This window comes from Alphaproteobacteria bacterium (assembly GCA_016699735.1).
GTDB lineage: Bacteria > Pseudomonadota > Alphaproteobacteria > Micavibrionales > Micavibrionaceae > JAGNKE01.
The window spans coordinates 1331441-1347254 of the sequence record CP065008.1 but is presented as its reverse complement, the minus strand read 5'-3'; the positions used below and the strand labels follow the sequence as shown (position 1 = coordinate 1347254).

The 15814-nt window shown below is 54.6% G+C and carries 16 protein-coding genes; 12 read left to right on the top strand and 4 right to left on the bottom strand.

Going from position 1 to position 15814, the window contains the following annotated elements; translation table 11 throughout:
• The first annotated feature begins 95 nt into the window (after positions 1-95).
• Positions 96-2189, top strand: coding sequence for a flagellar biosynthesis protein FlhA (gene flhA / locus IPN28_06525; GenBank protein QQS58553.1), 2094 nt, complete (start codon positions 96-98; stop codon positions 2187-2189).
• Between the two features lie 3 nt (positions 2190-2192).
• Here the strand turns inward: flhA and IPN28_06520 are convergent, their stop codons facing one another.
• The gene (locus tag IPN28_06520; protein ID QQS58465.1) at positions 2193-2813 is read right to left on the bottom strand and encodes a hypothetical protein; all 621 of its coding nucleotides are present in this window, start codon (positions 2811-2813) and stop codon (positions 2193-2195) included.
• 175 nt (positions 2814-2988) lie between these two features.
• Here IPN28_06520 and IPN28_06515 point away from each other — a divergent pair, with 175 nt between their 5' ends.
• From IPN28_06515 to IPN28_06500, 4 genes are all read left to right on the top strand, one after another.
• Complete coding sequence (locus IPN28_06515) at positions 2989-4020, top strand: GTPase (protein ID QQS58464.1); 1032 nt, start codon at positions 2989-2991, stop codon at positions 4018-4020.
• Positions 4017-4853, top strand: a complete 837-nt coding sequence (locus tag IPN28_06510) for a MinD/ParA family protein (protein QQS58463.1) — start codon at positions 4017-4019, stop codon at positions 4851-4853. Before IPN28_06515 ends, IPN28_06510 begins: the two co-directional genes overlap by 4 nt.
• Before the next feature lie 80 nt (positions 4854-4933).
• Positions 4934-5578 (top strand): hypothetical protein, encoded by a 645-nt coding sequence (locus IPN28_06505; GenBank protein ID QQS58462.1) that lies wholly within the window; start codon positions 4934-4936, stop codon positions 5576-5578.
• An 88-nt stretch (positions 5579-5666) separates the two neighbouring features.
• On the top strand, positions 5667-7469 hold the full coding sequence (locus IPN28_06500) for a hypothetical protein (GenBank protein ID QQS58461.1): 1803 nt from the start codon (positions 5667-5669) through the stop codon (positions 7467-7469).
• 6 nt (positions 7470-7475) lie between these two features.
• Here IPN28_06500 and IPN28_06495 read toward each other — a convergent pair whose 3' ends face one another.
• Both IPN28_06495 and IPN28_06490 read right to left on the bottom strand, forming a co-directional pair.
• Positions 7476-7904, bottom strand: a complete 429-nt coding sequence (locus IPN28_06495; protein QQS58460.1) for a flagellar FliJ family protein — start codon at positions 7902-7904, stop codon at positions 7476-7478.
• Between the two features lie 18 nt (positions 7905-7922).
• Positions 7923-8621: a hypothetical protein gene (locus IPN28_06490; protein QQS58459.1), complete on the bottom strand. Its 699-nt coding sequence runs from the start codon at positions 8619-8621 to the stop codon at positions 7923-7925.
• Positions 8622-8723: 102 nt separating this feature from the next.
• Between IPN28_06490 and IPN28_06485 the strand changes: the two genes are divergently transcribed.
• Positions 8724-9251 (top strand): hypothetical protein, encoded by a 528-nt coding sequence (locus tag IPN28_06485; GenBank protein QQS58458.1) that lies wholly within the window; start codon positions 8724-8726, stop codon positions 9249-9251.
• A 58-nt stretch (positions 9252-9309) separates the two neighbouring features.
• Here the strand turns inward: IPN28_06485 and fliI are convergent, their stop codons facing one another.
• Positions 9310-10641 (bottom strand): flagellar protein export ATPase FliI, encoded by a 1332-nt coding sequence (fliI, locus tag IPN28_06480; protein QQS58457.1) that lies wholly within the window; start codon positions 10639-10641, stop codon positions 9310-9312.
• Between the two features lie 251 nt (positions 10642-10892).
• Between fliI and IPN28_06475 the strand changes: the two genes are divergently transcribed.
• The 6 genes from IPN28_06475 to pgsA all read left to right on the top strand — a co-directional run bounded on the left by IPN28_06475 (position 10893) and on the right by pgsA (position 15736).
• Positions 10893-11600 (top strand): response regulator transcription factor, encoded by a 708-nt coding sequence (locus IPN28_06475; GenBank protein ID QQS58456.1) that lies wholly within the window; start codon positions 10893-10895, stop codon positions 11598-11600.
• A gap of 63 nt (positions 11601-11663) precedes the next feature.
• Positions 11664-12707, top strand: a complete 1044-nt coding sequence (locus IPN28_06470) for an endonuclease/exonuclease/phosphatase family protein (protein ID QQS58455.1) — start codon at positions 11664-11666, stop codon at positions 12705-12707.
• Positions 12697-13695 carry an endonuclease/exonuclease/phosphatase family protein gene (locus IPN28_06465; GenBank protein ID QQS58454.1) on the top strand — a complete coding sequence of 333 codons (999 nt, stop codon included), beginning with the start codon at positions 12697-12699 and terminating at the stop codon, positions 13693-13695. The genes IPN28_06470 and IPN28_06465 overlap by 11 nt, the downstream gene beginning before the upstream one ends.
• A 136-nt stretch (positions 13696-13831) precedes the next feature.
• Positions 13832-14368, top strand: coding sequence for a hypothetical protein (locus IPN28_06460; GenBank protein ID QQS58453.1), 537 nt, complete (start codon positions 13832-13834; stop codon positions 14366-14368).
• A gap of 263 nt (positions 14369-14631) precedes the next feature.
• Positions 14632-15081, top strand: coding sequence for a hypothetical protein (locus IPN28_06455; protein QQS58452.1), 450 nt, complete (start codon positions 14632-14634; stop codon positions 15079-15081).
• A gap of 88 nt (positions 15082-15169) precedes the next feature.
• Positions 15170-15736, top strand: a complete 567-nt coding sequence (gene pgsA / locus IPN28_06450) for a CDP-diacylglycerol--glycerol-3-phosphate 3-phosphatidyltransferase (protein QQS58451.1) — start codon at positions 15170-15172, stop codon at positions 15734-15736.
• Positions 15737-15814 lie beyond the last annotated feature (78 nt).

Genomic DNA, 15814 nt, shown 5'->3' with positions numbered 1-15814 from the left:
TTTTGTTTTGTCTTAATTCTTTCGCGCTTCCCATGGCCACCGGTCCTACATCCCATCTGCCCGCTCCGCGTCCGGCTCCCGGCGTTGCGGGGTCTATGGAGAGATTCCGTGCCAGCCCTGTGGGGGCGCGGCTTTCGCCGATCATGCGGCCGGATGTGCTTTTTGCGCTGGGCATCATCACGATCATCCTGTTTATGCTGATCCCGATGCCGACGATCATGCTGGATGCCGGATTGTCGATCTCCATCACGTTTTCCGTCCTTATTCTCATGACGGTTTTGTTTATCCAGACGCCGCTGGAATTTTCGACCTTTCCGACCGTCTTGCTGATTTCCACGGCCTTAAGGCTAGGGCTGAACGTCGCGTCCACGCGGCTGATCCTTGAGAACGGGCATAACGGTCATGACGCCGCCGGGGCGGTGATCGAGGCGTTCGGGACGTTCATCATCAAGGACAGTTACGTCATCGGCGCGATTGTGTTCTCCATTCTCGTCATCGTTAACTTTATCGTTATCACCAAGGGTTCGGGGCGGATCGCGGAAGTGGCGGCGCGGTTTACGCTTGACGCTATGCCGGGCAAGCAGATGGCGATTGACTCCGACCTCTCCGCCGGAATGATTACCGAGGACGAAGCCAAGGCGCGGCGCAAAAAGCTGGAGCAGGAAAGCAACTTCTTCGGGGCCATGGACGGCGCGGCCAAATTCGTACGCGGGGATGCCATCGCGGGAATCCTGATCGTGTTTATCAACATTATCGGGGGCATCGTGATCGGCACGGTCTCAGAGGGACTGACACTCGCCGAAGCCGCGCAAAATTATACTGTCCTGACCATCGGCGATGGGCTGGTGAGTCAGGTTCCCGCGCTTATTGTTTCTGTCGCGGCGGGTCTTCTGGTTTCCAAAGCGGGCGTCGAGGGCTCGGCGGAGCAGCAGTTGTTCGAACAGTTCGGGCGCTATCCGCGGGCGCTGGCCATGAGCGCCGTGCTGATCCTCATGCTCGGTCTTATGCCGGGTATTCCGAAAATCCCCTTCATGATTCTGGCCCTGATTCTGGCCGGGATTTCTTATGTGTCCTTTCAGCGGGTTGCTCTGGAGGAGAAGGAGGCCGCCGCCGTACAGGCCAAGCCGGGGCAGCCGGGCGGACCGGCCGTCGCCGACGAGCCGATTTCCAAGGCGCTGGCGATGGATACGATCCGGCTGGAGCTTGGCTATGGTTTGCTGCCGCTGGTGCAGGGCGATGGCGGGAACAAGCTGACCGACCAGATCAAGGGGCTGCGGCGGCAACTGGCGGAGGATATGGGGTACGTTCTGCCTGCGGTGCGGATTCAGGACAATCTCCAACTGCCCTCCACCACCTATGTCGTCAGCATCAAGGAAATCCACGCGGGGCGCGGCGATATCCGTCCCAATATGCTGCTCTGTATGGACCCGAACGGGGATTCGATCAGTTTGCCGGGGGAGAACACCATCGAACCGACCTTCGGCCTCCCCGCCATGTGGATCGACCAGCAATACCGCGAGGAAGCGCATTTCCGCGGCTATACGGTCGTCGATGCGCCGACGGTGATTACCACGCATCTGACGGAAATCATCAAGGACAATATGCCGGACCTGCTGAATTACGCCGAGACGCAGAAGCTGCTCAACGAGATGCACAGGGACTACCAGAAGCTGGTCGCCGATGTCATTCCCGGCCAGATTTCCCTCGGCGGTTTGCAGCGCATCCTGCAAAATCTTCTCTCCGAGCGGATATCGGTGCGTAACCTGCCGACCATCCTTGAAGGGATTGCGGAGGCCGCCGTTTACACCAAGAGCCTCGCGCAGATCAGCGAACACGTCCGCAGCCGCCTGTCGCGGCAGTTGTGCGATACCTATGCCGATGCCAACGGTGTGCTGCCGCTGGTGACTCTCTCTCCCGATTGGGAGGGGTCGTTCATGGAATCCCTGATGGGGGACGGGGAGGAAAAGCATTTGGCTATGCCGCCCAGCAAGCTGCAGGAATTTATCACGGCGATTCGCACGAAATACGATAGCCTGTCGCATGAGGGGGTTTCGCCGGTGCTTCTGACCTCTCCGGGCATAAGGCCTTATGTCCGCTCGGTGATCGAGCGGTTCCGGCCACAGACGGTCGTGATGTCGCAGAACGAAATCCACCCGAAGGCGCGGATCCGCACGCTGGGGCAGATTTAGGGCTTACTTTTTCTCTTCCATCGAGAGTTCGACGTTGCATTTGCTCTTGAGTATCTGGATGACACCCTCGGCGGACAAGGCCAATTCGTCGTCGCAGAACATCGACTGCTCGGCCTCCATCAGCATCACGCTGCCATAGGGCGAAGCCACGCGCATGAGGGACACGCCGAAAGACGTATCCTTGACTTTGGCCTTACGCCCCTCCTCCAGCAGATTCACGGCGATGATTTTGGTCTTGAGCGATTTGACCTTGGTGCTCCGCGCCCCCTCCTTGGTTTTCAGGATGAGCTGTTTCTTGTTCAGAGTCATGACCTCGCTGACGCTCTGGGCGCCGGGAACGTGCGAGAGAATCTTCATCGTGCTGATGGAATCCTCATGCATATGCTTTTTCAAAAACGCAACGGTCCGCTCTATTTTTTCAAGCTGAACCCGAGAGGCTTCTTCGTAAAAGGCCTCGATGGCCTCGCGGGTCAGGGCTTTGAGCGTCTGCGGCGCCGGAACGGATATGGGCGCCGACTGCAGTGTTTCGCTTTTTTGCTCCTCTGCTTTTGCCAGGGCCGTATGAAAGATTGAAGCTCCTATCACGGCGCAGGATAAAAGCAGTTTCTTAGAGACTCTCGGCATCTGACTGTTCCCCTTCGGTTTCTCCCATTTTACCCTAGAAAAACGATCCCGACAAAAAAATCCTTCCCTAATGAGTTGCGATAATTTGGGTGAAGGGCGGAATTTTTAGGTTTATACTCTGGCCATCCGATTCGGGACAATTTATACTTAACGAGTGATTCGCAGCTGATTTTCCATGCGTTTAAAGACGTTTACCGCCACCACCATGACAGAAGCGATGCAAATGGTTCGTAAGGCTCTGGGCGAAGAGGCTATCATCGTGGCCACCAAGGAAGAAGCCGGAGGCAAGGCCGTGCGGGTGACCGCCGCCGTCGAGCCGGCCTTTGAGATCGGCCCCCGCGGGCTTTCAGAAAAAGAGGAATGGCTGCAATACGACCGCGAGATGGAAAGCGGGGCTGTGGTCGAAAAACTGACGGAGGCCATGCTGCGCCATGCCGTCCCCGACGAGATCATCGATCAGGTCGTGTCCTGCGCCAGCGTCATGGGGCTGGACGAGCCGGGAGTGGCGCTGATCGCCGCGGTCGAGCATTTGTTTACCTTCAAGCCTCTGCCCATCGCTTCGGTCAAAAAACCGCTGATGCTGGTCGGGCCGCCGGGGTCAGGTAAGACTCTCGCTGTGGCCAAGCTGGCGGCGCGGGGGGCTATGAACGGCCTGAATATCGGCGTGATCTCTACGGATACCGTGCGCGCCGGCGGTGTCGAGCAGCTTGAGGCTTTCACGCGGCTGCTGGATATCAAGCTGCAAAAAGCCGCCAATGTCGGTGAACTGAAAACCCTGATCGACCGGATGGCGGAAACGCACGATCAGATTGTTGTGGATACCTCCGGCCTGAACCCGTTCCAGCCGGAGGACGTCAAGGTTCTTGCCCGCCTGATCCTGTCCGTGCAGGCGCGGCCCGTTCTTGCCCTGCCGGGGGGAATCGATGCGGATGAATCCGGAGAGATGGCCCGTGTTTTTGCCGCCATCGGCGTGGGGGAAGTGTTACCCACAAGAATTGATATCGCCCGCAGACTGGGCGGAATACTGGCCGCGGCGCACCACGGCTCCTTGTCTTTGAGCGATTACAGCCACACCGCGATGGTCGCGCAGGGGCTTGCGCCGCTCAATCCAAAAACGTTATCTAGATTGTTGATGCCCAGTGCGTTTCGTGACACGCGTACAAGGCGCATCCTTAAACCCACTCCGGAGTCAGGGAAACGGACATGACCGAAATGACGCCCGATGACGCCCAATCGCCGCTGTCCCATCCCGTGACGATCAAGCGCGCCGATAACCTGATCGCCGTGGCCTCGGGCAAGGGCGGGGTCGGCAAGACTTGGTTTTCCGTTACCCTTGCCCATGCGCTGGCCAAGAGTGGGAAGAAGGTTCTTTTGTTTGACGGCGATCTCGGGCTTGCCAATGTGGATGTTCAGCTCGGCCTGATGCCCAAGCGCGACCTGAACGATGTCATTCGCGGACGGCTCGGCCTCGACAAGGTGATTCAAAGATTTGAGGAAGGTTCGTTTGATATTATCGCCGGGCGGTCGGGGCAGGCTTCGCTGTCCGCGCTGCCCAGCCAGAGGCTTGCTCTTCTTCGCGACCAGCTTCTTGAGGTGGCTGCGACGTATGATGTGGTTATTGCCGACCTTGGCGCCGGTGTGGACCGCACGGTGCGGCTGTTTTCGGCCAGTTCGGCCTGTACCCTGCTCGTGACGACGGACGAACCGACGGCGCTGACCGACGCCTATGCCTTCATCAAGCTTGGTGCTGCCGCAGGGGTCTCGCGCAATATCAATATCGTCATCAATATGGCGACGAACATCAGCGAGGGCGAGAAGACCTATAAGACCCTGCTGAAGGCCTGCGAGAATTTCCTGCGCCTATCGCCGCCGCTTATGGGCCTGATCCGGCAGGATGCGCGGGTTAAAGAGTGCATCCGCAGCCAGACGCCTATCCTCAACCGCACGCCCAATGCCGAGGCCGCTATGGATGTCGAGAAAATCGCCAAGCGGGTGACGGTTCTGGTCGAAGCGGCCAAGCTCAAAGCGGCCCGCGGCTGATTTTTTTTATGGTATATGTTTAAGGAACCGCTGTATTTGGAATTAGCGGCGTTTTTTTTAAGTTTAAAGGAAAGACAAAGATGCCTTTGTTTTCATTGCCGCCGATAGAGAAACGCGTTTACGACCGATCAGTCTTGAATATAGGAAACATTCGAAAGCAAGAAATGATCCATGAGGATGACGATTACATTATTTACAGGCTCGGCTTTATTCTGCGCCTGCTTTCGTTAGCCGTATTTGTTTTTAGCTACACTCTATATGTAATGCTTGGGCCTGACGAAATCAGTCACTTTCTTCCACTGAATAATGAGAAAAATTACTTACTACATACTTACATGGAGTTTTTTGACTACTTTGGTATTTTATTTCTTATAGTAACTTTCTACTACTCAGTTCTTTTTTATTACAACGTTGATTACAACAAACACAATCCTTTAAGGCATCGCGAAAAGGGAGAAAAAAATTTGGAAAAAATTTCTTATCCCGAAAAAAGGTTGCTGGTTTTTACGGCAGTTGTGTTGTTTATTTCCAGTCTTTCCGTGGTCTTTTATTCAAGCATCATAGCTCAATTCTTCTTAAAGCGGACAGGCTACACCGCTTTATATGATTCATATGTATTGGTGTTTTTCGTGGGCTTAGGCCTAACTTTTTTTGTTTCTATAGCTTCTCAAATGGCTTTGTTATCTTCGTATTTTATCTACTATATATTTAGAAAACCAAAGTAATAGGGCGCTTACGTTTTAACTAATATTAAAATTAGAGCCTTTGCCATCTCTGTTTCTAAGAGTGGGCTTTCTGCGTTAAGCTTGTGTTATGGCTGATTCCCGCATTCCCCGTGTTCCGCCCTCCGCCGTTGAGCCGACGCTGCGCGTGAACGTGCCGGAGGACAGCCGCAGCGTGCGGATCGTCTCCCTCCCTGAGCGGTTGTACGATGTGCAGAAGGCCGCGATCCTGCGCGGGGAAGTGATCCGCAGAGAGGGCGATAGTGCGGTGCGGATTCTCACCGATCAGGGCGAGGTGAGCGTTGAGAGCGACCGTCCGCTCAATCTCGAAAAAGGGGAGCGGGTTGAAATCCGCGTTCCACCCGGACGCCCGCCGCGCACTGCCGATCTGCGCCCTGCCCCGCCTGAGCGCGATATCCCGCGCACATCGCAGACCGAAATTGAAGTGCGTTTGGAGAGACCTCAGACCGCGCCCGCAAATGAGCAAGCTTATTCGCCGGAGGTTCTGCGTGACCGGATCGTGCGGGCCGTAGCGGTTTCCGACCCGGAGGCTGTTCGAATTCTTCCTGTTGAGCCTGACATTGTTCAGACGAGTCTGGACAGCGCCGCGTTTTCCGCCCGTAAGACCGTGCAGGTTGCCGAGCAGGAGATTTTTGAGCTTTTAAAATCGCTGACCGTGTCAGGGGCGGGTCTGAATGGCGTCCTCAAACCCGAGGCGTTTTTTCCTTTGCCTGTTTCTTTGGGAACGCCAGAGCGTTTTTCCCTTCCGGGGGGGAGCCTTCCCGCTGCCTCTACGCTGGAACCTGCCCTTACGCGCATCACCAAGAGTCTGCTTCTGCTAACGCCTTCAAGTTTGCAGGTTCCGGTTGCGGATTTTCGGCTCTCATTCGAGGCTCCGCCCCTCCCTGAGAGTCTGACATTTCGTATTACCCAAACCGAATCCTCGGCGCTGTTTTTCCTCGATGACCCGCAACGCTCTGAAGTTTCCGGGCTTATCTCTCCGCTGCGGGCGGGGGATGCGCTGGCGGTTGTCCTTGGCCCTATCGCTGACAAGGCGGCGCTGGCGGTGCAAATCATTTTTCCGGCCGGTGCAGCGCCGCAGACCTTTGCGCTTCTTGATATTCCCGTAATACCTCCGCAAGGAACGCAGATTTCCCTTTCGCCCGTGAACGCGCCTTCGGCGCTTTTAACGACCCTGCTAGCGCCTGCTGCGCCCCTTTTTACTCTTGCTGCGGAGACGTGGCCCGTGTTGCAGGAGATGCTGACGATCCTGCCGCAGGTTGCGCCGCAAGCCGCGCAGGCGTTCGTCAATATGCTGCCTAGCCCTTCGAATCCGCAGAATCTTGCGCCTACGGCGCTGTTCTTCATCGCCGCTGTGCGGGCGGGCGATGTCGAAGGATGGCTTGGCGGGAAGGCGGTCGATGCCCTGCGTCGTTCGGGGCGCGGCGATGTGCTTTCGCGCTTCTCTCAAGAAATGTCCGGCCTTTCCCGAGCGGCGTCCGAGCCCGTGGGGCAGGATTGGAAGGCCTTGAGCCTGCCGCTTTACTGGCAGAACCAGTTGCTGAAGGTTCCGGTCTTTTATCGGCAGGATCAGGATTCCCGCAGCGGACAAAACGGTGAGAAGGGCAGTACGCGTTTCATCATCAATCTCGATCTCAGCCGGATGGGGAAAATCCAGATGGATGCGCTTTATCTCAAGGGTGCGAAGCGGTTCGATTTGATCCTGCGGACCGAGCAGGCGTTTTCAAAAGCGATGGAACAGGAGATGCGCGGATTGTTCACCGAGGCGCTGGCGGAGGTTTCGCTTACGGGCGGTCTGATTTTCCAGACGGGGGCGGATCAGTGGGTCACGGTACAGGCGGATAAAGCCTATTCGTTTTCCGCGAATTACTAAGCGGGGCTAGCGGGCTTCCTCGGCCTGCGCGAGAAAGCGGGTGATGCCGATTTCATCCAGCTCCTGCGATTCCTTTTTGGCCAAAGCTTGCGCCGCGTCACGGTCGCGCTTTTCCTGAACAATCTCGATCCGGCGCAAATCGGCGTAAGCCTGCCGCATATCATCCTGTGCGATGACAATTCGGGTTTCGAGTTTTGTAATCGCAGCGTCGATCTGCTCGCGCTTTTTCTCGACGGCCTTGGAGTAAGCGCCGAAGAAGCTCAGCATATCCGCGCCCATTTCCTGTATGGTTTTGCGTTCGTGCGCGAATTCGTCGATCAGCTTTTGTTTCTGGCGCTCATGCTCCTCCGCCTCCCGATAGAGGCCGGCGAGGTATTTCTGCTTCTGTTCGATCGCGTGCTTGCGGACGCGGATCAGGGGTTTGAGATTGGCCATGGTATAAAGCAAGGAAGTTTAGGGAAGCACAGGTTCAGGAGCCGATTGTAGCGCGTCTTCACCGTAATAGACAATCCTGGTGTCATTCTTGTGCTCGAGGCGCACCATTCCGGCCAGCGAGACGGTCTCGGAGCGGCGGCGTTTCATATCCGCACCTTTTGTGCCTTTCACGGCGTGACTAAAAACGTTCACAGAACCCCGGACAAGCCCCTCCTCCCACTTTCCGGCATGGACGGCGATGCTGTGCGGGCTTTCCTTGCCGCGGAAGTCGGCGCTCAGGATATCTGCATCGTACTCGCTTAGAATATCAAGGACGTTATTGATAAAGCCATCGACCACGGGGCCGCGCAACTGCGGGCCGACGAGGCGGATCCCAATATTTTCTCCGCCGACTTTGGTGAGCATCTCACGGAGCGCCTCCTCCCCCGTGGCCGAGAGCGCCTCCAGGCGTCCCTCGTGCGTGAGATGCGCTAAGCCCGTCGCCTGCGTCACCGGGTTATGCGCGATGACCGCCATGCTGGAGGTCAGGCCCATCGTGCCCAGCGCCGGATAACAGCTTTGCGGCATCGTCACTCCAGCAAAATTCAGGCCGATCTCCGCGGTTTGCTTCGGGTTAAAGATCTCCGCCGCGTCCGGGATATAAGAGGAGCCCGGAAGCGCCATCAGCGCCGTCATGCGCTGGTCATTGGTAGTGAAATCTTTTAACCTGACCGACACGCCCCACCCTGTTTACAAAAAATTACATACCTGAAATCTTTTATTTATATAAAAATGGCACGATAGGAAGGATAGTGCCATAAAATAGTGAGAGTTTCGGACATGAGCCATTTTATCAAGATTTTTTTCCTTTGTTTAACAGTTACTTGCATCCACTGCCTTTCCGGTGCCGCCTTTGCTGAGGAGGTGGCGGATACGGCGTCCACGCATCCCCGCATTCAGGAAAAATACGATAATATGACCGATGAGCAGAAGGAGGCGTTTGACGCCCGGAAGGCTAAACTCAAGGAGAAAAAAGATCACTTTGACTCCCTGTCTCCTGAAGAGCAGGAGGCGGTTCTCAACGAGGTTAAGGAAAAGAAAGCCAATTTCCAGAGCCTTTCACCCGAAGAGAAAAAAGCCGCGATCGAGGAAGCCGCCGCGAAGCGCTATGAGACTCTGACCCCGGAACAAAAGGTCAAAGCCGATGAGCGCCGCGCCAAGGTCCAGACCGCCAAGGCCAAATATGATGCCTTGCCCGAGGAGAAGAAAGCGCAGATCAAGGAAAAGCGTAAAGCTTTTAAGGAGAAGCGCGCCGCGCAGCAGCAGGGCGGGCTTGGGCCGAGAAAGAAAAAGTGGCGGGCCGAATAAATTTCATAACTCTTTCTTTTTATGTATTGAAGAAACCGGAGCAAGGCTCCGGTTTTTTTTATGCGTTCATGCCGAGAATGGCGGCCAGCCTGTTAAAGCTGTCCTCTATGGTCGCAGAGTCGTCCTTGTTCTGCGAGAGAAAATTTTCAAGCTGCGGATAGAGACGGATCGCCTCGTCTACGGCGGGGTCGGTGCCGCGCCTGTATGCACCGAGGCGGATCAGTTCAGCCATGTCCTCATAGACCGTGATCACCTGCTTGGCCTTGCGGACCACGCCGTTCTGCCAGTCGCTAAAGACGTTGGGCATGGAGCGGGAGATAGATTTCAGAATGTCGATGGCCGGATAGCGGCCCCGGTCGGCGATCTTACGGTCCATGACGATATGGCCGTCGAGAATCCCCCGGGCGGCGTCGGAAATCGGCTCGTTATAATCATCCCCCTCGACCAAAACGGAAAACAGGCCTGTAATAAACCCCTGCCCCTGCGGTCCTGCTCCTGCCCGCTCCAGAAGGCGGGCCAGTTCTCCGAAGGTGGTGGGCGGATAGCCCTTCGAGGTCGGCGGTTCGCCCGCTGAGAGACCAATTTCGCGCTGGGCCATCGCAAAGCGCGTGACCGAGTCGATCAGGCACAGCACCTGTTTGCCCTGATCGCGGAAATATTCGGCCACCGAAAGCGTCAGATACGCGGCCTGACGGCGCATCAGAGCGGGTTCATCGCCCGTCGCCACGATCACAACGGAACGCGCCAGACCGTCCGGCCCCAGATCGTCGTCGAGAAATTCCTGTACCTCCCTGCCCCTTTCGCCGACCAGCCCGATGACCGAGACATCGGCGGCGGTGTATCGCGCCATCATGGACAGAAGGACCGACTTTCCCACGCCGGAGCCGGAGAAAATCCCCATCCTTTGCCCCTGCCGGAGCGGGAGAAAACTGTTCACGGCCCGAACGCCGAGATCGAGTTGCGGGCCGAGCCTTTGTCTTGCATGGGCCACGGGCGGGCGGTTGCGGAGCGGGACAGGGGCTGATCCCTGCGGGAGAAACCCCTTTCCATCTATGGGTTCGGCCAAACCGTTCAGGACGCGCCCGAGCCAAGCTTCGCCGGGGTTGACCACGGGTTCCTGAGCCTGAATTACTGCCTTACACCCCAGCCCGATACCGTCCAGCGTGCCGAACGGCATCAAAAGCGCCTGTTTTTCACGAAAGCCGATGACCTCACAGGGGATTCTCCTGTCTTTCCTTGGACAGAGATGCACGACCGAGCCAACGGTCAGGCGGTCGCTGACCCCGGCGATTTCCACCAAAAGGCCGAGAATCTTGGTCACCTGACCGTAAAATTCCACGGTCGGGAGTCTGTCAATCGCCGTTATGGCCTGTTCCGCCAGCCTGTCCATCAGGTGAGTTTACGATAAAAAGGGGTGATTGTTTCAAGAAAATGCGTTTTTCGCTGTGGATAGTTTACCAGCCTTCCGAGCGAAAGGGAAATTAAACATTATTGTTTTTTATCATATGCTTATAAAAAAAATTTAATAGTTAATAAGGTGCGGAAAGGATTTGTCGCTGTCTTTAATATTTGTTAAGATATTTGTTAATAAAGTGAGCCACTTTATATCTTGCACCTTTTCAGTATCAGGGGATTTTTCATATGCGTGTATTGCTCGTCGAAGATGACACCTCAACCGCCAAGAGCATTGAGCTGATGCTCAAGTCCGAAGGCTATATCGTGGATACGACCGATCTGGGCGAAGACGGCTTGGAGATCGGGAAAATCTACGATTACGACATCATCATTCTCGACCTGATGCTGCCGGATATGGACGGATATGAGGTGCTGAAGCAACTCCGCGCCTCCAAGGTGGAAACCCCTATTTTGATCCTTTCCGGACTTACAGAACTGGATAACAAGATCAAGGGGCTGGGCTTCGGGGCCGATGATTATCTGACCAAGCCGTTCGACAAACGCGAACTGGTCGCCCGGATTCAAGCCATCGTCCGGCGTTCGCAGGGTCATTCGCAGAGCCTGATCCAGACTGGCAAAATTAAGGTCAATCTCGATACGCGCACGGTGGAAGCCGATGGAAAGCCGCTGCACCTGACCGGAAAAGAGTACGGTATTCTTGAGCTTCTCTCCCTTCGCAAGGGTACGACCCTGACCAAGGAGATGTTCTTGAATCATCTTTATGGCGGGATGGATGAGCCGGAGGTCAAGATCATCGACGTGTTCATCTGCAAACTTCGCAAGAAGCTGGCTGAGGCCACGGACGGCAGCAACTATATCGAGACCGTCTGGGGCCGCGGGTACGTTCTGCGCGATCCGGAAGCCGAAAAGGACAAGAAGGCGGCCAACGCCTAATTCTTTGAAAAATCTTTGCGCCTGAAGCGTTGACTCTCTCCGGGATCGTCAGCATCATGTGCCATGGTTTCCTTTAAAAGTGTTACGGGCGCAATATCAAAGCTCGATAATTTCAACAACTGGATCCGGTTGCTTTGCATCCTGCTGGCCGTCGCCTATGTCCTATCGCTGGGCGCGGCCTATTTCTGGGTTTTTGACCTTTTCCGGCATTTTCTCTTGCAGTACGCCCTGCTTGCGGTTGTATTTTCGTTACTGGCGCTGGCCCGAAAGCTCTGGCCTTGCGTTCTTGCCATGATCGTGCTTTGCGGGCTGTGCGGGTATGAAATCATCAGCCGCATTGATTATATCCCGCCGCCCACGGCGGAGGCGCTTGCAGGGTCGGGCCTGCTCAAGGTCATCACCTACAACCGCCATCACAGTTTAACCTCTCATCAGGAGATGGTCGATTTCATCCAGGCCGAAAATCCTGATATTTTCTTTATTCTTGAGGCGAACGACACCCATGCCGAGGCTTTGAAAAAGGATATGAAGGAGGCTTATCCTTATCAACTTCTTTTCCCAAAGGAAAACGCATTCGGGATGGTGGCGGCCAGTCGGCATCCGTTTAAATCTAAATCGGTAACGTTCAGCCAAATCATTGTCAAAAGCGGGCTTAAAAATTTTATTCTGATCGCCAAAATCCAAATTAAGGGCTTTGCGCCTGTAAGCTTCTACGCGCTTCATACACCGCCGCCCTTGCGTTCGTGGTTTTTTGAGCAGCGCAATGCCGAACTCGATCATGCTGCGTCGATCATCAACTATAACCATAAGGATAGAAACTCCAATATTGTCCTTCTGGGCGACTGGAACATCACGCCCTATTCGCCTTTTTTCTCAAGGCTCCTTGAAAGCACGGGCTTCAAGAACCAAACGATGAGCCGCTTTTTCCTTCCCACATGGCCGGCGCAATACTATTCCTTTTTCCAGATTCCGATCGACCATATCCTGCATAGGGGCAATATGACCCTGATCGACAAGCGGCGCGGCCCTTCGCTGGGGTCCGACCATCATGCGGTCGTGGCGGTTTACCAGCTTGAGCCGGATGCGCGGAAAAAGAATGAGCCCTGATCCCGCCTTGCTTGGAATACCCGGCAAATGGTTTGTGCTGCTGTCGGTTCTGCTGGCCGTGTGTTACGGCGCCGCTCATCTCGCCCGGTGGCACTGGTTTTCCGATCTCCTCAGTCATTTCCTCGTTCAATATGCTTTTTTTGCGCTGGTGTTTTGCGCGATTCTGTTTGTTCTGAAAATGTATCCGCTTTCGTTACTTATGCTGGCTGTTTCCCTGACGTCCTTTTACGAAACGCGCTTGCCTCTGGCCGAACCGTGGCGCTTTTCGGCCCCGCCGCGAGACGCCAAGGAGCGGAATATCCTTCGCATCGCTCAGTACAATAAACACTACGACAACGAGAATTATGCGGCGATTGCGGACTGGCTCAATCAAAGCCCGGATAGTTTCGATATCGTTTTTCTTCTGGAGATCGAGCCGGAGGATGCCGATGCCCTGCACGGATTGACTGCACAGAACTATCCTTACGCGGAACCGGCAGATGGAGTCGGGCCGGATTTTTCCCTGATCCTGAGCCGCCATAAGCCGCTTTCCGTTGAACGAAAAAAGGTCGCGCCGGATATCATCGGTACACGGGGGACGCGGGTCGAGATTCAGCCGGAAGGTTTCAAAGCGCCCATCGCTTTCTATTCTGTCCATACGCGGGTTCCGCTGCCGCGGCGCGGGCAGGCTCGACGAAATGCAGAATTGGCTGGGCTGGCGGACTGGATCGCGCAGGATCAATCGCCCTATAAGATTGCTGTGGGGGACTGGAACATCACACCCTATTCCCCTTATTTTTCCGATTTTCTGAAGGTTTCGGGCCTGAAGTATCAAACTTACGGGGTTTTTCCGCCGGGGACGTGGGTTTCCTATTTCACTCTGCCGTTTCTTAAAATTCCCATCGACCACATGGCTTACGGGCCGGGGTTGACGGCGCTTGAGATTAAAGTCGGGCCTTCGTTCGGGTCGGATCATCAGGCTTTGGTTGGAGTTTTTGGCTTTCCGTGAGAGCTTTGGGAAAATTGACACCCTATTCTTTTTTCTGTAAAATCACGCACAGCGAATAAAAAATAACTTTTGGGGATAAGCGGTGGAAAGGGACTGGCAGTCCGGCCTTTCGAGAATCTGGAATAATGAGTTGGTCATGCGCGATTTGGAGCATTGGCAAGATGACCCGAGTCGACATCTTCCCAGCCCCGAAATCGTTATGAATGGAGTGAGGGTAAAACTCAACCGGGAGGCTCCGGACGTCAGCCAGTTACTTAATTATATGAACTATCTCCTAAATTGCGGAATTCCCGAAGAAACAGTCCTTTTGTCCATCCGGTGTATGCAGATTCGAAATCCCGATAACCTTACTCTTAAGGGCGTGTTGCGTAGGCTGGAGAAGCAAGACCCCTCAGAAAGCATTTATGATATGAATAAAATTACCAGTCATATCCGTACGATGGTGCGTGAACAGGAGGACACAAAGACTAACCCCCTCACGGAAATTCAGCAGAAAGCCAGAAAACTATTCGTTGAAGCTACAGCTCCAAGACGATACCAGTTTCGGGAACTTGCGAAGCCTGTCCGTGCCCGCTTTGCGGAAGCAGCTCTTAAAGGCCTTGAGCTTATCAGCGGCCAAGACCGGAAGAGCTTGCTTGGCTTTAACCCTGATCACTACGAATGTAACTGGTAAGCCGTTGATTTGGCTTTATCCTCTGTGCTGTGCTTTGAATTAGCCCAAGGCCGAACCTTCGTTCGGGTCGGATCATCAGGCTTTAATCGGGGTCTTTGCGGTCCGGCGGGACTGACAAATTTGACTTTGTTTTCTTTATTCCCTATATTTTTATGTAATTAATATTGAGGAATTTCAGGGGTGAAATCATGAAGGGTTCGTCTGGAGCTTACTATGTTAACTCGAACAGCCTTTCCGAGTCATATCTTAATTCGATTCAATATATGAGAAACCGGGGCTCCGAGACTGAGAACGCTCACACGCTTGTGGGCCTTATCGGACAGGCTTTTCAGGGCGGAGCAACGGAGCAGCAGGTTCTCCTGTCTCTGCGTTGCCTTAAAATCAGAGAGGGAATCAATCATCCTCTTGGCACCATGCAAGGGCTTATTGACCGACGCCCCGAGGTCATGAAGGGCTGGCCCGATGGGTTTGCCGACAGAATGAAGGCGCATTTTAATAGTGACGGGGATCGGGCTCATGTCCAGCGTCCTACTGCGCAGGGTTTTTTCCTCGAAGCCGTGGCCCCGAGAATTAATCCATCCTTGTACAAAGGCTTGACCGGCAGGGCTACCGCTATGTACGCCGAATTCAGACTCGCGGCGATGTCGGGCTTTTCCGACGAGGGCCGGAGGCAACTTTTGGGCTTCGATCCATCGGCTTACAATGCCGAGTAGACTTTACAAAACTCACAATTCAGCCCGGCTACGGCCGGGTTTTGTTTTTACGGTGTTCTTTTTGCGCTGAATTGATTAGTTTTGTTTTATGGATTTTATCAAAGACAATCTCGCCAACATTCTGACTTTTGCCCGGTTGCTGCTGCTTCCGGTCATGATTGCGCTTTTTTATCTTGAGGCTTCATGGGGGGCGGTTGCGGCGTGGTTGTGCTTTGTGGTTTTCGTCGTGAGCGCCGTGACAGATTTTTTTGACGGGTATGTGGCCAGAAAATATAACCAGATTACACCGTTCGGGACTTTTCTTGATCCTATTTCTGATAAAATATTTGTGGCCACTCTTCTTGTTCTACTGGTGGCGTTCGGGCGGATCACCGGCTTGTGGATTCTCCTGGTGCTGCTGATTTTCGCGCGGGAGTTTCTGGTTTCGGGATTACGGGAATATCTCGGTCCCAAGAACATCCAGATGCCCGTCAGCGTCCTAGCCAAATGGAAAACGACCGCGCAGATGGTGGCTACCGGGTTTCTCATTCTCGGACCTTATGCTCCCTTTACCCTTGAAATCGGCCTGATCCTTCTCCTTGCCGCTACAATTCTTACGCTGGTGACCGGGGCGCAGTACCTGCGGGTCGGGCTTAAACATATCGGGCGGGATTGAACCCAATTTTGTCCCTTCACAAGATATCAACATGATCCTGCGGATAACCCTCAAAGCGGTCTGGACCGATTCAGGGAA